This is a genomic window from Cupriavidus sp. JZ107 (genome assembly GCF_053903255.1).
In genome coordinates, this window is sequence record NZ_CP096480.1 from 622,828 (window position 1) to 644,452 (window position 21,625).

General features: G+C 66.4%; 11 protein-coding genes. 8 read left to right on the forward strand and 3 right to left on the reverse strand.

Features of this window, described 5'->3' with window-relative positions; genetic code table 11:
* Positions 1 to 214 precede the first annotated feature (214 nt).
* Complete coding sequence (locus M1D55_RS02635) at positions 215 to 1,174, reverse strand: chemotaxis protein (RefSeq protein WP_456281030.1); 960 nt, start codon at positions 1,172 to 1,174, stop codon at positions 215 to 217.
* A gap of 931 nt (positions 1,175 to 2,105) precedes the next feature.
* On the opposite strand from M1D55_RS02635, the gene M1D55_RS02640 reads away from it, so the two are divergent.
* From M1D55_RS02640 to M1D55_RS02655, 4 genes are all read left to right on the forward strand, one after another.
* Positions 2,106 to 2,735: a hypothetical protein gene (locus tag M1D55_RS02640; protein ID WP_456281031.1), complete on the forward strand. Its 630-nt coding sequence runs from the start codon at positions 2,106 to 2,108 to the stop codon at positions 2,733 to 2,735.
* Between the two features lie 251 nt (positions 2,736 to 2,986).
* Positions 2,987 to 11,755, forward strand: coding sequence for an ESPR-type extended signal peptide-containing protein (locus tag M1D55_RS02645; RefSeq protein WP_456281032.1), 8,769 nt, complete (start codon positions 2,987 to 2,989; stop codon positions 11,753 to 11,755).
* A 128-nt stretch (positions 11,756 to 11,883) separates the two neighbouring features.
* Positions 11,884 to 12,315, forward strand: a complete 432-nt coding sequence (locus M1D55_RS02650; protein WP_006575714.1) for an outer membrane protein assembly factor BamE — start codon at positions 11,884 to 11,886, stop codon at positions 12,313 to 12,315.
* Between the two features lie 173 nt (positions 12,316 to 12,488).
* Positions 12,489 to 13,052 carry a SecDF P1 head subdomain-containing protein gene (locus M1D55_RS02655; protein ID WP_456281033.1) on the forward strand — a complete coding sequence of 188 codons (564 nt, stop codon included), beginning with the start codon at positions 12,489 to 12,491 and terminating at the stop codon, positions 13,050 to 13,052.
* Positions 13,053 to 13,336: 284 nt separating this feature from the next.
* On the opposite strand, the gene M1D55_RS02660 is transcribed toward M1D55_RS02655, so the two are convergent.
* Together M1D55_RS02660 and M1D55_RS02665 are read right to left on the reverse strand one after the other, a co-directional pair.
* Positions 13,337 to 13,957 carry a ParB-like protein gene (locus M1D55_RS02660; protein ID WP_064573976.1) on the reverse strand — a complete coding sequence of 207 codons (621 nt, stop codon included), beginning with the start codon at positions 13,955 to 13,957 and terminating at the stop codon, positions 13,337 to 13,339.
* A gap of 19 nt (positions 13,958 to 13,976) precedes the next feature.
* A complete protein-coding gene (locus M1D55_RS02665; protein ID WP_456281034.1) occupies positions 13,977 to 15,728 on the reverse strand; it encodes a BON domain-containing protein in 1,752 nt (583 codons plus the stop codon).
* A gap of 410 nt (positions 15,729 to 16,138) precedes the next feature.
* Here M1D55_RS02665 and M1D55_RS02670 point away from each other — a divergent pair, with 410 nt between their 5' ends.
* The 4 genes from M1D55_RS02670 to M1D55_RS02685 all read left to right on the forward strand — a co-directional run bounded on the left by M1D55_RS02670 (position 16,139) and on the right by M1D55_RS02685 (position 21,172).
* Entirely contained in the window at positions 16,139 to 16,684 is a 546-nt protein-coding gene (locus tag M1D55_RS02670; RefSeq protein ID WP_456281363.1) for a low affinity iron permease family protein, read from the forward strand.
* A 137-nt stretch (positions 16,685 to 16,821) separates the two neighbouring features.
* Positions 16,822 to 17,778, forward strand: a complete 957-nt coding sequence (locus M1D55_RS02675; protein WP_456281035.1) for a hypothetical protein — start codon at positions 16,822 to 16,824, stop codon at positions 17,776 to 17,778.
* A 44-nt stretch (positions 17,779 to 17,822) separates the two neighbouring features.
* The gene (locus tag M1D55_RS02680) at positions 17,823 to 20,537 is read left to right on the forward strand and encodes an ABC transporter transmembrane domain-containing protein (protein ID WP_456281036.1); all 2,715 of its coding nucleotides are present in this window, start codon (positions 17,823 to 17,825) and stop codon (positions 20,535 to 20,537) included.
* Positions 20,538 to 20,704: 167 nt separating this feature from the next.
* A complete protein-coding gene (locus M1D55_RS02685) occupies positions 20,705 to 21,172 on the forward strand; it encodes a heme-binding protein (RefSeq protein WP_232206668.1) in 468 nt (155 codons plus the stop codon).
* The last annotated feature ends 453 nt before the right edge of the window (positions 21,173 to 21,625 follow it).

Genomic DNA, 21,625 nt, shown 5'->3' on the forward strand with positions numbered 1-21,625 from the left:
TTCTCGAGCAAGCAGGAGAGGGAGCCGCTTATCGCGGGTGCGGCGGCTGTCGCAGTCATTGGTGTGACGGCAGTCGGGGCCACTGTTCTCCAGAGCCTTGTCGTAACGACTGTGTTCTCCCCTCTCCCGCTCGCGGGAGAGGGGCGGGGGAGACGGCAGCAGCGCTGGTTATGCGAGAAACGCCTGAAAACGCGCCGCTCCCAGGGCCGGCACGTCAAATATGCAGCACGCCCCGAATCGTCTCCGCCAGGTCCTTCGCCAGGAACTTCGACACATAGGCATCCGCACCGACCTTGCGCACATGATCCTCGCTGGCATTGCCCGACAGCGACGAGTGGATGACCACCGGAATGCCCTGGAAGCGCTTGTCCGCCTTGATCTTGCGGGTCAGCGTAAAGCCATCCATCTCCGGCATCTCCAGATCGGTCAGCACGCAGGCAATCTCGTCGCGCACCGTGCGTCCGGCTTTTGCCGCATGGGCCGCGATGTCATTGAGTTCGTCCCACGCTTCCTGGCCGGTCTTGGTCATCACCACGGACACGCCCATCGCGTCGAGACCTTGCTCGATCAGGCTGCGGGCGAGGGCGGAATCGTCGGCCGCGAGGATCTTCGTGCCCGGACGCAGCGCCAGCTTCGGCCCCACGGTCGACGGATCGACATCGGGCTGGCTGGTCGGCAGCACGTCGCGCAGGATCTGCTCGACGTCGAGCACCTGCACCAGCCGAGCATCGGGGGTGTCGGCATTGAGCTTAGCGATGCTGGTCACCAGTCCGCCCTTGGTGCTGGCTTCGGCCGACACCACCTCATTCCACTCCAGCCGCACGATCTCTTCGACGCCCTCGACGGCGAAGCCCTGGGTCGAGCGCGCGTACTCGGTCACCAGCAAGATGCCGCAGCTGCCGCCCTGTGGCGTGCAGCCAACGATCTTGGCCAGATCGATCACCGGAATTACCTGGCCGCGGATGTCTGCCATGCCCAGCATCGCCGGGGCGCCGCCGACGACGGTGGTGATTTTCGGCATTACCAGAATTTCGCGAACTTTGAATACATTGATCCCGAAAATCTCGTTCTGGCCGGACCGCTCCGCATTTCCCAACCGAAACAACAACAATTCGAACTGGTTATTGTTGGTCAGGTTGGTCCGCTCGTCGATTTCCTTCATCAAGCCGCTCATGACTTCCTCTTGCTCCTCGCGACGCCCGCACGAGCGGTGGCGCTGTGTCTTGTCGATGTCACACGAGGTGGAAGCCGGGAAGGGCTCCAGGCCGCTCGTGGTACGCACCATTAACGGCTTGGGCGCTTCAAACCTTGAGCGGCTTGGGCTGCACCGAAATGGGGAACGTTGTAAACAGATATTTACTTAAACCTGATGTAAAAATTTCTCAAGGCAGTGTTCAACATTCGTCGCTATGATCCCGTGTGCGTCGATGTAACATCATTGATACATCAATTACAAATAGACATCGTTCCCGGTACGCGCTCGGCTCGCGCGGTCGGAACGAGGCAAGGCAGCACCCGTGCGGTTTTCGGGATGCTTCCTGCTACGGGTAGAGCAAGAAGGGGCGGTTAGACCGGGACAACCGGCGAATCGGGTAGGAGTAGTAGCTATGCACGAGCCGAATAGGGTGCGGTGCCGTCAACCCAGACGCCCGCTCCCGACCAGCATGCGTTCGCGTCGCGGCGAGGGTATGTTGCCAAGTTGCGCCCATATCACTTTGCAGTCCATCGGACCGCGAGGACGAGCCTTTCGTCCCGTTGCGATCGCGGTCGACGTTCGCCGATTCCTGCTGCGCTCCGCCACCGGCGCCTTGCCCTGATCGCGGCCTCGGCACGACCGTTTGATTCGTGCGACAAATTTTCCACAGTTCACATTCGTTTTAAATCGGGTTCACGGTCCGTCGCTATCATCGGCAACGAGTCCTTCGATGTATTTACTTTAAGACAAATAATACATTTGAAGTGCATTGGTTCCGGTTTGACAACGGCTTGCGCCACCAGAACAACAAGGCCACCACCGAATTCCGCCCGTAGCGGACCGGAACTCGGACGGGGCTGCAGCGGCGGAATCGGGACGGAACCTGGCAATTTGGTATGGAGAAATCGCGATGTTCGAGCCAAGCACCGCAGCCCTGTCCCAGGGCTGTGACACGACCCTGAAGAACGTCATTGGCGCTGGCCACAGCTGCGTCCGTGCGCCTATCGCCGCCCTGGCGGTCGCCGCGTCGCTCGGCCTTGGCGCTTACGCGTCCAACGCCGCCGCCCAATCCGCGCCGGCGAACGCGCCGCAGGGTGCCGCCGCAACGTTCCAGAAGCAGGCAGCCGACCTGGGCATCAAGTCCTGCGCGAATTTGTTTGCCACGCTGGGCGACAGCCTGACCCGCGGCACCACCTACGCGTCCAATGCGTCGACGCAAAAGGACGCACCGAACGATCACGCCGCGCAGGCCGTCGTCGGCATGCGCTATGACACGCCGAACTACAAGGGCCAATCGGCCGGCGTCATCTTCACGTCGCCGACCAGGACCGGTTGCGAAGGCGGACTGGTGCGCGTCGCACCGTTCCCGCAATCGTGCCCCGATGTCGTCAAGCAGCTGCCGCAAGGCAGCTCCTTGGCAACCACGCTTTCTGGCACGCCGCTGTACAACCTCGGCGGCAACCAGGGGCAAGCGCTGCTGGTTCCCAGCGGCAACAGCTGTGTCGTCGTAACGGTAGCAAACGCCATGGACCGCCGATGAAGCGATCCACGTAGCGGGCGCACCGCTTCTCTAACGCACCGGCCGGTTCAGGCCGGGCGTCTTTTCTTATTCGATTTGGGGATCGAAACCCGGCTGGCGCCGGGGAAGGGGGGCTTTTTGTCTTCGCAAATGGCCCATGTCAGTTTGGCGAACTTTCTGGGGGTAGTCGCCATGCATCAAACCACTACGGTATGGCTGGCCTGTGCTTGGCCCAGCCTTGGCAATAACGCAGTCGGGCGGAGGGCTTCGGCATGAACAAGTCCTATCGCACGATCTGGAACGAGTCTCTTGGCGCGTGGGTTGCAGCCTCGGAGCTGACCAAGGCGCGCGGCAAGCCCAACAAGAGCGCGGTGGCTCTGGCCGTTGGGGCGATGCTGCTGGGCGGTGTGTCCCAGGCGCTGGCTGGCCCGCAAGGCGGGGACAGCGGCGTGAACACTGGCGTCGGCGGAGCCATCGCGGTGTCGTCCAACGTTGCCGGTTTCAATCCGGCCCGCGCATGGGCGGGCTCGATCGCTATTGGTGCTGGTGCATTTGCGGATTCAGCGAACGACACCGATGCAGCAACCGCAGCCGCCAATGGCGGCATTGCCATCGGTAATGGCGCTACTACCGGTACCAATACCGGAAACCGGCAAGTCGCACTGGGTGCGCGCGCCGCAGCTTACGGGCACGACACCATTGCCATCGGCACGGAAGCGACGACGGCCATGGGAACCGTCAACGCCATTGCGTTGGGTAACCGTGCGTCGGTGACAGCGAACAACGCTCTCGCGATCGGTGTCGACTCGAGCGCGACCACCGTCGGCGCCACGGCGCTTGGCAGTCTGAGCCAGGCGACTGGGGGGAACTCGGTCGCGGTCGGCAATGGAGCGCAAGCGACGGGCAACAACTCCACGGTCGTCGGCCAAGGGGCCGTTGCTGCGCAGACGGGCGGAACCGCAATTGGTATGGGCGCGCAAGCGACCCTCTCCGGTACTACAGCTCTGGGGAACCTGGCCCAGGCAACCGGCACGAACGGCGTTGCCATCGGTTTTCAGTCCACTGCAGCCGGAACCAACTCGCTGGGATTGATGGTCAATGCCAATGCGAGCGGCAATCAGTCCATCGCGATCGGGACCAACAGCGCATCCTCGGCCGATAGTGCCATCGCATTCGGTGGGCTTTCCAGCGCCGCCGCCGTCAACTCGCTGGCCATTGGCGTGAGCGCCAGCGCAGGCGCGGGCCAAAGTATTGCGCTTGGTTATATGGCTGCCACTTCCGGAAGCACCGGAGCGGTGGCGATCGGAGCGAATTCTGTTGCCAGCAACACCAATGCATCGGCGCTTGGTGTGGGGGCCCGTGCTGAGGGCCAAGGCTCGTCGGCAGTCGGTGTCGGCTCAGTGGCAACTGGCATGGCAGGTACAGCGCTGGGCTTTGATGCTCAAGCCACTGCAGATAGCGCTGCCGCGGTGGGACGCAGTGCACGAGCAGTGAACGTAGCCGCTACGGCCGTAGGCAACGGCGCCCAGGCCAATGCAGACCGCGCCACGGCGATCGGTTCTGGAGCGCAGGCCTCCGCGCTGGATGCAATCGCAATGGGTACCGGTGCAATCGCCGACTCTGCGGATGCTGTTGCTATCGGTAATGGATCACAGGCAACCGGCGGCAAGGCCGTATCCATCGGCTCGGGCAATACCGCCAGCGGCAACGGCGCGGTCGCCATCGGCGACCCGAACACCGCCACCGGCGACGGCGCGGTCGCACAAGGTATGGACAACACCGCGACCGGCAATGGCTCGGTCGCGATGGGTAACACCAATATGGTGGGCGGCGGCGGGCAAGGCGTCAGCACGCCGGGCACCGCCGCACAGGGCGCGGTTGGTATCGGCTATCAGAACACCGTGGTCGGCCAGGGCAGTGTGGCAATCGGTAACACCAGCCAGGCGCGTGCCGCGGGCTCGCTCGCCTTCGGTGATACCGCTATCGCCAACAACGCTGGTGATGTTGCGCTCGGCTCGGGTTCGGTCACTGCAGCGCCTGTTCAGACGGGTAGCACTGTTATCCGCGGCACCACGTACACCTTCGCGGGTGCCACGCCGACGAGCGTTGTCTCGGTCGGTGCTTCGGGTGCAGAGCGTCAGATCCAGAACGTTGCTGCCGGACGGATCGCGAACGACTCGACCGACGCTATCAACGGCTCGCAACTGTACGCCACGAACCAGGCGCTCAATACGCTGGCCACCAGCATCACGGGCGCGACGCCGCATTACTGGAGCGTCAATGACAACGGCGTACAGGGCGTCAACTACAACAACGATGGTGCGACCGCCGCGGGCTCGCTGGCAGCAGGCGCTGGCACAAGAGCCACCGCCAACTACGGCACGGCGGTCGGCTCCGATGCGACGGCGGCAGGTATGAACTCCGTCGCGATGGGGCGCACCGTTGCCGCGAACAGTCTGTCGACGATCGCAATCGGTGATCGTGCCGCAAGCACGCAGCAAAACGCCATCGCAATCGGCACGATGACAACGGCCAATGGCGTGTCGGCGATTTCCATGGGCGCGCTAAGCCAGGCAACTGGCGAGTCCGCCGTGGTGGTCGGTATCAACTCGCGGGCGACTGGCTATCAGACCACCGCGTTTGGTCGTGTGGCCAATGCAACCGCGGATAACGCGACCGCCATCGGCGCGTATTCCACCGCCAGCGGGTTGACATCATCTGCGTTTGGTTTCAGCTCGCAAGCGACCGGGGCCGGCGCACTGGCAATCGGCACGAGCAGCCAGGCGACGGCGGATACCGCTACCGCTGTGGGCCGCGTTTCGGAGGCATCGAGCGCCGCTGCGACCGCGGTAGGCAATGGTGCCAGAGCGCTAGGCAACAGTTCGCTTGCGCTCGGCGCGCAAGCGCTGGCAGTGGGCGGGAGTACGGTCGCCGTAGGCCAAGGCGCCGGCGCAGGCTCAACCACTGCCAATACCAGCTCGGTCGCGATGGGTGTCGCAGCCGGCACGCTGGTGAGCGGCGCGCAGAATACGGCCATTGGCGGCGGCGGTCCCAGCGCCATGCGAGGCGCAGGTTCGGGCGTCACCGGTGCGCGCAACGTGGCAATGGGCACGGGCGACGGCACCGTCGACTACGACGCCACGCTGGACGCTTCCGCGGGTAACCTGGTGTCGGGCAACGACAACGTCGCGATCGGTACGAACGCCGGTATCGGCGTCAGCGCCAACGCGACGACGTCGATCGGCCTCAATGCGAAAGCGAACGGCCTCAACGCGATCGCGATGGGTACGGGTGCGCAGGCGACCGGCGCGAACAGCATCAGCATCGGTACGGGCAACGTCGTCAGCGGCGCGAATTCTGGTGCCTTTGGCGACCCGAGCACCATTACCGGTACGGGTTCCTACTCGCTGGGTAACAACAACACCATCAACGCGAACAATGCGTTTGTGGTGGGCAATGGCGTGACGATCCCGACCGGCCGCGACGGTTCGGTCGTGCTGGGCAATGCCTCGACGGTCGCGGCTCCTGTGCCGACCGCCAGCACCGTCATTCGCGGCACGACGTACAACTTCGCGGGTGCTAATCCGGCGAGCGTCGTTTCCGTCGGTGCGGCGGGTGCAGAACGCCAGATCCAGAACGTCGCGGCAGGCCGCATCCTGCAGTCCTCGACCGACGCGGTCAACGGTTCGCAGCTGTATGCGGTGCAGCAGTCGCTGCAATCGGCGGTAACGGGTTCGGCCTCTCACTACTACAGCGTCAACAACAACGGCACCGACGGCGCCAACTACAACAACGACGGCGCTACCGGTCGTTACGCGCTGGCCGCCGGCTACGGTGCCTCTGCGACCGGCATTCAAGGTACCAGCGTTGGCTTCCTCGCCAGTGCCAGTGGCCTGGAGAGTACCGCGCTTGGCTATGGGGCGATCGGCGCTGGAGTGAATGCCACTGCCGTGGGTAACCAGGTTGATGTCGCAGGAGATGGCGGCATTGGCATCGGGGCCAACATGGGCGTTGCCGTGGATGCGGCCTCGACCAACGGTATCGCGGTTGGTTTTGCTGCGAAGGTGGCGAATTCCCCCGGCGGCATCGCCATGGGCGCCAATGCGGCGGCAAGCAATGCGGGTGCAATGGCAATCGGCTCCGGCGCGGTTGCCAGCAACGTGCAGACGCTCGCCGTCGGTCAAAACGCGACCGTTACCGGTCCGGAGTCTTCGGCATTCGGCTACAACGCCTCGGCGGTAGGCAACAATGCCCTCGCACTGGGCAGCGCCAGCAGCGCCGCAGGCAACACCACCATGGCCATTGGCCAGAACGCCAACGCGTCGAACTACGCGACGATCGCGATGGGCCTGGACACGGTGTCTGACGGCAACAGCACCGTTGCGATCGGCCGTGGCGCGCAAGCTCATCAGTTCCAAAGCGTCGCAATGGGCCCGGACAGCCAGGCGGACTTGGGCGGTACGGCGATCGGCGGTGTCAGTGTTGCTACAGGTACCAACTCGACGGCGTTAGGCCGCTCGAGTAGGGCGACGGGTACGGGGGCGGTTGCAGCCGGTGTGCTGTCCAACGCGTCGGCGGATGGCGCCATCGCGATGGGTAGCAGCTCCGCAGCAAGCGCGATCAATACCGTCGCGGTCGGTACCGGTGCGGTAGCCGATGCCGAAGACGCCGTGGCCATGGGCACCAACGCTCGCGCGACCGGCGGCAAGGCGGTCTCCATTGGCGCGAACAACGTGGCCTACGGCGATGGCGCGGTCGCGATCGGCGATCCCAGCTACGCCAGCGGTACCGGCGCGTTCGTTGGCGGTGCCAACAACATCGCCAATGCGGACGGCACGGCAACCGCAACGGCGGCCAACGCGGCCAATGGCGCGGTGGCGATCGGTAATGCCAATACCGCGATTGGCCAAGGCTCCGTCGCGCTGGGTAATGCCTCGCGTGCTGGTGCGGCTGGCGCGCTGGCCTTTGGTGATGGGGCAACGGCCAATAATGCCCGTGCTGTCGCACTCGGCTCGGGTTCCGTGACGGCAGCCGCGGTCGGCACGCCGACCGGCACCATTGCCGGAACGACGTACAACTTTGCCGGCGGTTCTCCGTCCAGCACGGTCAGCGTCGGTGCTCCTGGCGCCGAACGGACCATCACCAATGTTGCGGCTGGCCGGATTACCCAGTCGTCGACCGACGCCATCAACGGTTCGCAGCTGTACGCCAGCAATCAGGCCATCCAGTCGGCCATCGCAGGCGCAGCAACGCACTACTACAGCGTCAACGATGGCGGCACCATTGGGGGCAACTACAACAACAACGGTGCAACCGGCACGAACTCTCTCGCTGCTGGCGTTGGCGCTATCGCCAGCGCTGCGGACGGGACGGCGATCGGCCATAACGCGACGGCAGCCGCGGTGAACACCATCGCCGTGGGCTTGAATTCGAGCGTCACTGGGGAAGCTTCGCTTGCCATCGGTTACAACGCGAGGGCGTCGAACATCAACTCGGTGTCGATCGGCAACTCGTCGAATACGAGCGGCAATGCCGCTGTCGCGATCGGTTTGAGCGCGAATGCGACGGGCTCGCTCGGTTCGACGGCAGTGGGTCGCTCGGCAATTGCGAGTGCAGACCAGGCAAGCGCCATTGGTTATATGGCGAATGCCTCGGGCATCGGTGCCGCAGCGATTGGCGCGAACTCCGACGCAACGGGCGCAAGCAGCGCTGCGTTCGGCGATGGGTCGCAGGCCTTGTCGGCATCGACCGTAGCGCTGGGTAACGCCGCAGTCGCCAACAACGCCGGCGATGTCGCGCTGGGCTCGGGTTCGGTGACGGCTGCGGCCGTAGGTACGCCGGACGCCGTGATCGGTGGCAACACGTACACCTTCGCCGGCACTGCGCCGACGTCGACCGTCAGCGTGGGCGCCCCGGGCGCGGAGCGCACGATCACCAACGTCGCCGCCGGTCGCCTCAGCGATACGTCGACCGACGCGGTGAATGGCTCGCAGCTGTACGCGACCAACACCCAGGTGACGCAGAACACCACCGCTATCTCCAATATCAATAACGGTGGCGGCATCAAGTACTTCCACGCCAACTCGACGCTGCCGGACAGCCAGGCGATCGGCACCGACTCGGTCGCGATCGGTCCGAACGCGGTGGCCAACAACGCGGGCGACATCGCACTGGGCGCCGGCTCGGTGACGGCCGCCGCAGTGGGCACGCCGGGTGAGACGATCGGTGGAACGGCCTACACCTTCGCGGGTGCCACGCCGACCTCGACGGTCAGCGTGGGCGCGCCGGGCGCGGAGCGGACCATCACCAACGTCGCGGCCGGCCGCCTCAGCGACACGTCGACCGACGCGGTGAACGGTTCGCAGCTGTTCGCGACAAACTCGAAGGTGAACCAGAACACCACCGATATCACCAATCTGAACAACGTGATTGGCGATATCAACAACGGTGGTGGCATCAAGTACTTCCACGCCAACTCGACGCTGCCGGACAGCCAGGCCATCGGCACGGACTCGGTCGCGATCGGTCCGAACGCGGTGGCCAACAATGCTGGTGACATCGCGCTCGGTTCGGGCTCGGTGACGGCAGCAGCGGTCGGCACGCCGGGTGCGACGATCGGTGGCAACGCGTACACCTTCGCGGGTGCCACGCCGACTTCGACGGTCAGCGTGGGCGCGGTCGGCGCGGAGCGGACCATCACCAACGTCGCCGCCGGCCGCTTGAGCGATACGTCGACCGACGCGGTGAATGGCTCGCAGCTGTACGCGACCAACCAGCAGGTGGACCTGAACACCGCCGATATCACCAACCTGAACAACACGATCGACAACATCAACAACGGCGGCGGCATCAAGTACTTCCACGCCAATTCGACGTTGCCGGACAGCCAGGCGCTTGGCGCGAACTCGGTCGCGATCGGTCCGAACGCCGTCGCCAACAACGCCGGAGACATCGCGTTGGGCGCAGGTTCGGTGACGGCTGCAGCCGTGGGTACGTCAGGCGCTACCATCGGTGGCAACGCTTACACCTTCGCCGGTGCCACGCCGACCTCGACGGTCAGCGTGGGCGCGGCGGGCGCGGAGCGGACCATCACCAATGTCGCGGCGGGTCGCCTGAGCGATACGTCGACCGACGCGGTGAACGGCTCGCAGCTGTACGCGACCAACCAGCAGGTGGACCTGAACACCGCCGATATCGCCACCAACACGACCAATATCGCCAACCTGAACACCATCATCGGCGATATCAACAACGGCGCTGGCATCAAGTACTTCCACGCCAATTCGACGCTGGCCGACAGCCAGGCGCTCGGCACCGACAGCATCGCCGTCGGTCCGCAGGCGGTCGCCAACAACACGAACAGCATCGCGATGGGTAACGGCGCGGTCTCGAGTGTCGACGGCGGCGTGGCGCTGGGTTCGGGTTCGGTGTCGGATCGTGCGCTGGCTCCGGTCAGCGGCACCATCACGGCCGGTACCGCGATCGTGCCGTACAACACTACCGACGTGAACCTGGCCGGTGCGGTGTCGGTCGGCAATGCCGCGACCAACACGCTGCGCCAGATCACCAACGTGGCCGACGGTACCAGCGCGCATGACGCCGTGACGATCCGCCAGCTCCAAGGCGCGATCGGCTCGGTAACGGCCACCGGTACCAAGTACTTCCACGCCAACTCGACGCTGGCCGATTCGCTGGCCGTGGGTGTCGACTCGATCGCGGTGGGTCCGGAGACGATCGTCAACGGCGACAACGGCATCGGCATGGGCCGCAACGCCCAGGTCGCGCAGACCGCGCCTGGCGGTACCGCGATCGGCCAGAACTCGCTGGTGTCGCAGGCCGATGGCGTCGCGCTGGGTACCAACGCGCAGTCGCAGGGGATCCAGTCCCTGGCGCTGGGCGCGGGTTCGCAGGCGGTGTTCGCCAACAGCGTGGCGCTGGGCGCAGGCTCGGTGACGACGGTGGGCGCGCGTACCGGCTACATCGGCTACGGCGTCGGCAGCCAGAACTCGGTCGGTGAAGTGTCGGTCGGCAATGCAGGCGCCGAACGCCAGATCACCAACGTGGCCGCCGGCTCGGCCCCGACCGATGCGGTCAACGTCAGCCAGCTGAACCAGGTCGCGCAGAACACGGCCAGCTCGCTGGGCGGCGGCGCCTCGTACGACTCGACCACCGGTTCCTATACCGCACCGAGCTACTCGGTCGGTGGCGGCACCTACAACAACGTGGGCGACGCGCTGGGCGCGCAGGACACCATCGTCAAGAACCAGGGCAGCAGCCTGGCGAACCACCTGGGCGGCGGTACGACCTACGATCCTTCCACCGGCAACATCGGCGGCGGCTTCACGGTCAACGGCAAGACCTACGCGAACGTGGCGGATGCGATCGGCGAGGCGGCAGGTCAGGCGTCGAATTCGATCCAGTACGACAACTCGGATCGCTCGCAGATCACGCTCGGCGGCACCAACGGGACGAAGATCACCAACGTCGCCGCGGGCAATATCAGCGAGAACTCGACCGATGCCGTCAACGGTTCGCAGCTGCACCAGACCAACACCACGGTGAACAACCTGGTCGAGGGCAAGATCGGTATCGTCAAGCAGGAGACGAATAACGGTCCGATCTCGGTCGGCGGCGACACCGGCGGCACCACGGTCAGCATGGCGGGCAAGGATGGCGATCGCCGCATCACCGGCGTGGCCGAAGGCACGGCGCCGACCGATGCGGTCAACGTCAACCAGCTGAACCGCATCAGCCAGGGCATCGACCAGAAGTTCGCGGGCATGGACAGCCGTATCCGCGCGGTCGAGAACCGGTCGAACGCGGGTATCGCGTCGGCGATGGCGATGGCGGGTCTGCCGCAGGCCTACCTGCCGAACAAGAGCATGCTGGCCATCGGTGCTGCCACGTTCAACGGCGAAACCGGCTACGCGCTGGGCCTGTCGCGCGTGTCGGACAACGGCTCGTGGGTCTACAAGGCGTCTGGTGCCGCTTCGTCGCGTGGCGACTACGGTGGCGCGGTGGGCGTCGGCTATCAGTGGTAAGCCGCACGGGATTGTCCGTGTAGCACGGGCGTGCGCCAGTCCCCCAGCTGGCGCACGTCCGACCACTACCCGATCATCAACGTCCCGCCGGCGCGATGACGCCATGCCGGGACAAGGAGTTCGAAACCATGTTTGATTCGATGAAACGCCATGCCGCACCCTGCGCCGCCTTGCTGGCGGCAGCGCTGCTGGCCGGCTGCGGCAACCTGAGCAAGATCGACGACAAAGGCCACACCGCTGCGCCGGTCTGGCCGAAGATGGATGTCGAGAACATGACGCTGCTCGAGGGCATCCATCCGGACCCGAACAGCCTCGCGCTGGTCAAGGCCGGCATGACGAAGGACCAGCTGTACCACCTGCTGGGCCGCCCGCACTTCCTCGAGGGCTTCTTCTTCGTGCGCGAATGGGACTACCTGTTCCATCTGCAGACGCCGTCCGGCGACAAGGCCTGCCAGTACAAGGTGCTGTTCGACCGCGACACGCGCGCGCAGGAATTCCTGTGGCGCGAGAAGGAGTGCGAGGAGGCGGCGAAGGCGTTGATCGCGAAGGCGAAAGCCTGAGGTTCGTTGGAAGTCGCTGGGCCCCCGCTTTCGCGGGGGCGACGAGACATAGCTGTCGTCCCCGCGAAGGCGGGGACCCAGTGACTTGAGGTAGCATTGCCCGGTCTGCTTTTTCGAGCAGACCACAGACATCTTGATCGGGCCGGTAACGGCCCTTGTTTTTTGGAGTTGCCATGTATCGCGCCGCATCGGTTGCCGCTTCCGTTCTTGCCGTGTTCGCCCTCGGCGCCTGCCAACAGATGCCCGCCCAGCAGGGTCAGCAGCCCGCGCCGATGGCGCCCGCCGCTGCGGCTCCTGCTCCTGCACCCGCGCAAGCGCCGCGCGCGGCTGTTCCTCAACAGGCAGCACAGCAGCCGGCCGTCGAATTCCGCCTGGCGCAGCCGGAACGCGCCCCCAACCTCAACGAACTGCGCATGGCCAATGCCACGTTGTGGGTCGCGCCGCAACCGGTTCTCGCGCGCGGTGACCTGAGCACGGTCGTGCCCGTCAAGGCGAAGGACGGCAAGTCGTACGTGCGCTTCAACTTCACGCAGCCCGGCGCGCAGAAGCTCGCTGCGTTGACGCAGCGGTTCTCCGGCAAGAACCTGGTGCTGACCGTTGGCGGCAATCTGGTGGCAACGCCGCGCATCGGCCGGCCCATCACCAATGGCGTGCTGTTCGTGCCGATGGCCAACGAGCAGCAGGCGCTGAACGTCGCGGCCGTGATTGGCGGCGCCGGCGCGCCGGCAGCGCGGTAACACGATCCACCGTCGTCCCCGCGAACGCGGGGACCCAGTGACTTGATTGCGGCCGCAAAAGCCGCTGGGCCCCCGCCTTCGCGGGGGCGACAAAGACACGGGGGGCGACAAAGACACGGGGGCGACAAAGACACGGGGGCGACAAAGACACGCGGGCGACAAAAGACATCCCCGTCGTCCCCGCGCAGGCGGGGACCCAGTGACTTGATTGGGGCTGCAAAAGCCGCTGGGCCCCCGCCTTCGCGGGGGCGACAAAAACACGGGCGCGGCAAGACCTTCCCGACTTATTTGCCGATATAGCCAGGCAGTCCTCGCGCCTTCGGACTCCTGGCCGCCTTGACGGCCAGCGCCAGCGCGTAGGCAAAGCACTCCGGGTTGTCCATCGGCCCGCGAATCTCGCGGCGGAAGAAGTCCGCCCATTTGAAGTCCGGATACGCCTGCTTGACCTTGCGGTAGCCGCCCGCGATGCGGGCGAACGCCTCGAGGCTGCGATACGGATCGTCGCGCATGCCGGCGACCGAGCGCGGCAGGGCCGACAGCGGCTGGCGCCGGCCGTGCTCGTCGTAGGGGTGGACCTGATGGCGGCGCAGCATGTACTCCCAGAACTCGTCCTCGGAGCGGTCGCTCAGGTCCTTGCGCACGAACACCGGGATGATCTCGAAGCCGAGCTCGTGCCACGCCCGCACCCAGTGGTGATGGTCCACGACCCACAGCACGTGCTGCGGTCCCACCACCACGTGAATGCGGTGCTTGTCGAAGAAGGCCTCGAGCCGGTCCTCGGGCTGGCGGCGCGTCGTCTGCATCTTGCGCTTGACATGCAGCGCGCCGACCGTGATCTGGGTCGGCCGCAGCTCCGCGATCGGGGCGCGGAGCTTGCTGCCTTTGGCCAGGGTCTTGGTGCCCACGTGCGCCGTTCCAGCGGGATCAGCGGTTGGTTCCCTTGCCCGTCGAACCGAGCCCGTCGCCGATATCGGGCGTGCTGCCAGAGGCCGAGGAGACCGACGAACCGGATGCGCCCGTCGTCCCCGTCGTCCCCGTCGTCCCCGTCGTGCCCGACGTGCCCGACGTGCCGGATGTTCCCATCGTTCCCGTGCTGCCCGTGGTGCCGGACGTGCCCATCGTGCCAGAAGACAGCGGCGAGCCGGTGGAGGTGGCCGAGGTGGACCCCGATGAGCCCGATGTCCCCGATGAGCCAAGGGTGCCAGACATGCCGCCGCCACTGCTGCGATAGTCGCCGCCGGCCTCCGAGCCGGCGCCCGCGCTGCCCATGTTGTCACGGGTCACGCGGATCTGGTTGTGGACTTCCTGGACGCCGAAGATCTCATCGGCGATATCCTCGATGACGAACTTCTCGTGCCGCTCGCGCACCGTGCCGGTCAGGGTCACGGCGCCGCCGCTGACCTCGACCGAGACCTGGCTGACATCGACCATCGGCACATCGGACAGCCGCTCGCACAGGTCCTCGCGGATGCGCTCGTCCGAGCGCTGATAGCCCTTCGGGCCGACGCGACGGCGGCGCTGCTGTTGCCCGTATTGCTGGCCTTGCTGGCCGTACTGCTGGGATTGCTGGCCGCCGTATTGCTGCCCTTGCCCGTACTGCGATCCGTATTGCGACCCGGATTGCGAACCATACCCCGACTGATACTGCGAACGCCCCCGGCCGCCGGATTCGTAGCTCTCCAGGCCATAACCGCGGCCGCCCTGGCCGGAACTGCCGCCATAGCCCGAGGTACCGCTCTGGCGATAGCCGGGGTCGCCCGGATAGGTCCGCTGTCCGCCGCTGTACGACTGGCCGCCGCTCGAACTGCCGCCGTAGTAGCCGCCGCCATAGCCGGCCTCGTTGCCGCGACGCAGACGTTCCCGCGCCTCGAGGTCGCGCCACGTGTCGCCGCCGCTTCCGCCTCGTCCCTGCTCGCGCCCATAGCCGCCGTACTGCTGGCCGCCATAGCCCTGTATCGAACTTTCACCGGAGCTCTGGCCCATCCGTCCATCATCTCGGCCGGTATCGCGCACGCCGTACATGCCGTAGCGCTCCACGCCGCCGCCGCTGGGGTCGTAGCCGGCATAGCCGCTGCTGTAGGGATTGCGCGCGCCGCCCATGTCGGTCGGGTCGTAGCGGCCCTGGCCGCCGCCGCGATAGCGCGGCGACGATTGCTGTTCGTACGAGGAGCCGCCGCCGCCGCTGCGCGAACGATCGCCGCCGCCACGTCCGGCGCCCCATTCATCGCGCCAGCGTTCGCGTTCGTTTTCAAAGCGTTGCCGGCCCTGTCCTTGGCCCTGTCCTTGGCCCTGCCCATAGCGCTGTTGGCCTTGACCCTGGCGCTGACCGCCATATTGACCGCCTGATTGGCCACGGCCCGATTGCCCGCGGCCGTATTGCTCCCGGCCGCCGTATTGTTCGCGCGATTCGCCTTCGTCGCCGTACTCGCCAAACCGCATTTCTTCGCCCATATCGTCACCGTCCTTGTCACGCCACCATTCGCTGCCGCTCCCCTGATCCCGCCCCGGACCGCTGCCGTAGCCACCGTAGCCGCCGGGGTAGCGCTGATTGCTGCCGTTGCTCATCTGTCCCTCCTTGCGTACCGAGTGGCGGCACGCGCCGCGCACTGCGCCGGACCATTGCCCGACCGGGTAGAGAACCGCAAGAACCGTACCCTTGTGCGCGAGGGGCGGCATGCGAAAGCGACGCGCGGGATCGTCGTGCAGGACGTGCTAGACCTGAAAAGTTTGCCGCCGGCACTTGTAAAAAGTACGGCGCATGGTGGCGGCGGCGCCGAAGCGCAGTCTCTTTCGTCATTGGCGTGTCATTGACGTGTCCCGTGCGCCCCGTGCTGCCGAGGCAGGTATGGAACTTGCCGTATGTCGAGGTATTGCCGATTGTCCGGCGGGGCGCGCTTTGCTTGCTGCAGGCCGCGATGCCGGGAGGCGCCTAGAGAACTGCCATGCCCGATGTAGCCAGTACCGACCGCGAACGCCTCGCCAGCGTCGCCCGCGAAGTGATCAACGGCAAGTCCGCCAACGGCAATGCCAATGGCGCCGGCAGCGGCTCCTTGGAGGAGGACCGGCCGGGCTGGCGACGCAGGGTGATGCATGCCTTCGAATGGTTTGCCGGTCATGCCACCCGGGGCGCCGGCTCACCGATCGCCTTTGCGCTGGCGGTAGGCGTGGTGCTGCTGTGGGCGGTGACCGGCCCGATGTTCGATTACTCGGAGACCTGGCAGCTCGTGATCAATACCGCTACCACGATCATCACCTTCGTGATGGTGTTCCTGATTCAGCAGACGCAGAACAAGGATTCGCTGGCAGTGCATCTGAAGCTGAACGAATTGCTGGCTTCGCATCGCCACGCCAGCAGCCGGCTGGTGTCGATCGAGGATCTGGACGAAGAGGACCTGAAGAAGCTGGCGGCGTTCTACCGGCAACTGTCCGAACTGGCCGAGCGCGAGAGCGATATCGAGGAAACCCACGGGCTCGACGACGCGCTGCAGACGCATGTTGCCAAGAAGGAAGCGCGGCACGACCTGGAGGAAGAGGTAGCGGCCGAGCTCGGATCGAAGGAGCGCCGTGGCGACGGTAGCAGCGACGGCGGCACGCCGGGCTCGCGCGGAAGCGGATCGGATGAGGCCGTGTAGTTCGGTGTGCGTGTTGCAAGTTCGACATGGGCAACCGATGCCGCCGTGACGACGGGGCGCGCCAGGTCCGCACTGCACGCGCGGGCGCATTCCTTGCACGACACCGGGAATGTCGTTGCCGAACCCAGGAGCCAATCATGTCGACCATCGTGGCAGGGCGTTTCGAATCCTTCGCCGACGCCGAGCGCGCGGCGCGAGGGCTTTATGGACACGGATTTTCGGTATGGGACGTGTCGATCTTCACGATCGGCACGCCGCAGGCCGCCGAGCAGTTGGCGCGCCCGCCCGGCGTGCTGCTGGCCGCGCGCGTCGAACCCGAACGGCTGCAGACCGCGGCCGAACTGATCCGCCTGGAAGGCGGGCGCGAACTTGAACAGGCGGAGGGGCAGTGGGAGAACGGCCGTTGGACGGACTTCGACCCGCTTGGCACGCCAAGGCCGCTGCAGGAGACCGCGCCGCACGAGCGTGCCGGCCAGTTGGGCGAAGGGGCACTGAACCCGACCGGCAACGAGGATCCGGGCAGCGAGATCGATCAGTCGGTCCGGCAGGACGAGGATCGCCACGGTAGTCAGGCGGGTACCGGTGCAGGCGCGAACGGTGAGCGCGACCTCGGCGTGCTGCTGACGCCGGGCCAGCACACCACCACGCACGAGGGCGTCAGCAAGGGCGACGAGGCACGGATGCAGGGCCAGAGGGCGGGCGAACCGCGGCAGCAGGGTGGCACGGGCGAGACGCCGCCGGCCGGTCTGCGGGCGGAGCAGGGGGCGAGCCAAGGTCATTTCCAGGACCAAGGCCAGGGTCAGAGCCAGGACCAAAGCCAGCACCAAAGCCAGGACCAAAGCCATGGCCAGCACCCCGCCGAACAGCAACCGCGCGAAGCGTGGGAATCGGCGCAGTCGCATCGCCAGCCGGGCGAGAAGGACAACGAGCCTGAACTGGTGCGCGGCGCGACGACCACGCCGGAGCCCAGCGGGCCGAACGACACCTTCCGCCAGATCCGCCGCGGGCAGTTCCCGCCGGGTGTCGGCGAGGGCGACCTGCGCGACCCGGGCAGCACCACGCCGGACGCGCCGAAGGTCGACAACCGTTCGTGACGGCCTGAGCGGTCCGCTCCGCGCCGCCCCCAACCAGAGAGACGATGGCGACGACCAACGGACATCCCACTCCCGCCTCCAAACGCCGGATCGCAGCCGAGCTGTGGGCAACGATCTGGCGTTTTCGTGCGCGCGTGGGCGTGGCGGTGCTGTTGCTGGTGCTCGCCAAGGCCGCCGCGGTGGCGGTGCCGCTGGTGCTGAAGCTGGTGGTCGACGATGTCGCCCCGGTAGCCACCGGCGCCGCCGCGATGGCCGGCGCGGCGATCACGATGCCGGTCTTCCTGGTGCTGGCCTATGCCGCGCTGCGCCTGCTCGGCAATGCTTTCAACGAACTGCGCGACGTCGTGTTCGCGCCGGTCACGCAGCGTACCGTGGCGACCTTCATGGAGCGCACGTTCTCGCATCTGCATGCGTTGGGCGCGCGCTTTCATGCGCGCCGCGAAACCGGCAGCGTGATCCGCGACCTGGAGAAGGGCACGGCCGCGATCGGCTTCCTGCTCGGTGTCGCCGTCTTCACGATCGTGCCGACGCTGATGGAGATCGGCTCGGTCCTGATCATCATGATCGCGGCCTATGGCGGCGCCTTTGCGGCGATCATCGTCGTCACGTTCGCGCTGTATGCGGGATACACCTTCGTGATGACGCGGCGCCGGACCAAGGTGCAGCGCAAGGTCAATGCGGTCGAGGCGCAGACCAACAGCAAGGTGGTCGACAGCTTGCTGAACTACGACACCGTCAAGTTCTTCGCGCGGGAGAAGTTCGAGACGAAGCGGTTGTCGGGGCTGCTCGAAGGCTGGGTCGATGCCAGCGTCGAGAACCAGTACGCGCTGTCCGCGCTGCATGTCGGCCAGAGCTGCTGCATTGCGCTGGGCGTGGCGGCAGTCATGCTGCTGGCGACCGAGCGCGTCGTCACCGGCGCGCTGACCGTTGGCGACCTGGTGCTGATCAACGCCTACATCATCCAGGTGGTGCTGCCGCTCAATACGCTGGGCTTCATCTTCCGTGAGTCGAACGACGCGATGACGCAGGTCGAGCGGCTGTTCGCGCTGCTCGATGCGCAGGGGCCGCCGGGCGAGGACCACGATGCGCCGGGCGCGCGGCCCTTGCACGTGTCCCGCGGCGAAATCGTGTTCGAGAACGTCAACTTCAGCTATGACCCGAGCCGGCAGACGCTGTGGGACGTCAGTATCCGCATCGGCGCCGGACAGACCGTGGCGGTGGTCGGCGGCAGTGGCTCGGGCAAATCGACGCTGGCGCGGCTGCTGTTCCGGCTCTATTTGCCGGACAGCGGCAAGATCAGCATCGACGGACAGGACCTGCGGCTGGTCACGCAGCAGAGCCTGCGCGAGGTGATCGGCATCGTGCCGCAGGACACCATCCTGTTCAACGACACCATCGCCTACAACATCGGCTATGGCCGCGAGGGCGCGACCCGTGCCGATATCGTCGAGGCCGCGCGCGCCGCGCAGCTCGACACCTTCATCGACCGGCTGCCCGACACCTACGAGACTCGCGTCGGCGAACGCGGCGTACGGCTGTCCGGCGGCGAGCGCCAACGCGTGGCGATTGCGCGCGCGCTGCTGAAGAAGCCGCCGATCGTCGTGTTCGACGAGGCCACCTCGGCCCTCGATACGCGTTCGGAGCGGGCGATCCAGCGCGAGCTGGCCGAAGTGGCCAAGGGCCGCACCGCGCTGATCATCGCGCACCGGCTGTCGACCATCGCCGATGCCGACCATATCCTGGTGATGGAGCATGGCCGCGTGGTCGAAGAAGGTACCCACGATGCGTTGCTGGCGCGGCGCGGCGTCTACGCGCAGATGTGGCGGCTGCAACAGCAGCAGCGCGAACTGGAACGCACCGAGCAGAAGCTGGCGCTGCAGCCGATCCGGCTGGAGGCGATCGTGGCCGCGGTGGTCGACGGCTTGCGTGAGTTGATCGCCGAGCGGCAGGTCAATCTGTTTACCGTGCTGGGCGAGGCCGAACTGCGCGTGACGGGCGACCCTGGTGTCGTGCAGAAGGCGGTGTGGGAACTGTGCCATGCGCTGATCGACGACATGGACCCGGGCGGACGCATCGAGCTGCGGCTCGAGCGGCAGGGCGGCGAGGCGTCGCTGTACGTGGCCGCGCCGGACCGGCAGGCGCCGCTGCCCGATATGCGCGAGCTGGAGGGGCTGCTGGAGGACCATGCGGTCCGCCTGACGGTCGACCCGCATGGCCACGGCTATCGGATGGCGATGCCACTGCGGCCGATTCGCGAAGCGCCGGTGCCGCCGCCGGTGGCCCCGCCGGATGTCACATCGACGCTGCCCGCTGCCGATGCGCTGAAGGGTTTGCGCATCCTGGTGCTCGACGACGACGAGCCTACCCGCGAGGTGCTGACCAGCACGCTGGAGGACTATGGCGCCGAAGCACAGGCCTTCGGCCGCGGCGACGATCTGCTGGCCCTGCTCGAGCAGGCCGATCCGCAGCACTGGCCGCAGGTACTGCTGTGCGATATCGCGCTGGACGAGGAGGACGGCTACACCGTGCTGCGGCGCGTGCGCCGGCTCGAGACCGACCGCAACGTGCCGCTGGCCTGTCGCCTCAGCGCGATCGCGCTGTCCGGCCATGCCGAGGCGCAGGACCGCATGCGCGCGATGATGGCCGGCTTCCAGGTGCACTTGTCCAAGCCGGTGCAGATCGGCGAGCTGGTGATCGCGATCCATTCGATGGTGCGGCATCGCGATGCCGACGCCACGGTGCCGGGGCCGCGAGGTTAGCGCGGCCTGCCGGGCCGGGGTCGCGGATCGTCGAATTTCGCTTGATTTTCCATTTCTCATTTCCCGATCGAGGAGAAACCATGCAGCCTCACGACAGGCCCGACCTGCCCAGTTCCACGCCTTCCCGATCCTCCGCCGACGTGCCCGGCGCCACCGCCTCGCCCGGCATGGCGCTGGGCAGCCGTTTCGCCGATGCGGCCAGCGCCGAGCGCGCCGTCGCGCTGGCGGTGCCGATGCTCGAAGCGGCGGTGCGCGACCGCGAGGTCGGCGAGGGCGGCTTCCTGCATGTGGTGGTAATGGACCCAGGCAAGTGCCCGGCGGACTGCCCGTTCGAGCAGGCGATCCTGTTCGAGTATTCGACGCCGGGACGGGAACGCTGGGACGCCGACTATGCCTGGTACGCCCGCGAGAAGGCCAAGGTCGCCTGGCGCACCGGCATGGCGACCGACCAGATCCAGGCGCGGGCGCCGCACCTGCTGCGCGCCGAAGAATCGATGCTGGGCGGCGCGGCAGTGCTCGACGGCATCGTCGTCGCGGTCAGCGGGGCGAACCCCTGGTACGACGAGGCTTTCGCGCTGAGCGTGGCAGCGCTGCTAAGGGCAGTGGCGCAGCAAAGGCGCAGAGCAGAGAAGTAGGGAGCGACCGGTCCTACATCGGTTCGGGTTTACCCAGCGCCTCCGCACGCCGCCGGTGTTCTTCCTCTCCCGCTTGCGGGAGAGGGCTGGGGAGAGGGCAAGGGCGTGTCCGTTGCCACGGTGGTTTGCCGGTGCCCAATACCCTCTCCCCCAACCCCTCTCCCGCAAGCGGGAGAGGGGAGCAAAACCGCAAGCCGTACGCATGCCGCCGGTGTTCTCCCTCTCCCGCTTGCGGGAGAGGGCCGGGGAGAGGGCGACCCGCCGCCACCGCCCGCCCTGCAACTTTTACCAGCCACGGCATAAACGCCAACGCCCCCCATGTAACTCCTGACATGGGGGAACCGTTTCCCCCGAAACGGCAAGCCACGGCGCCATCACGCGTCTGGCATGCAATTCGCTGAAGGCATCCCCACAGAGAACCGGATTCGCCGCCGTCGCACGGAGCGGCGGGCC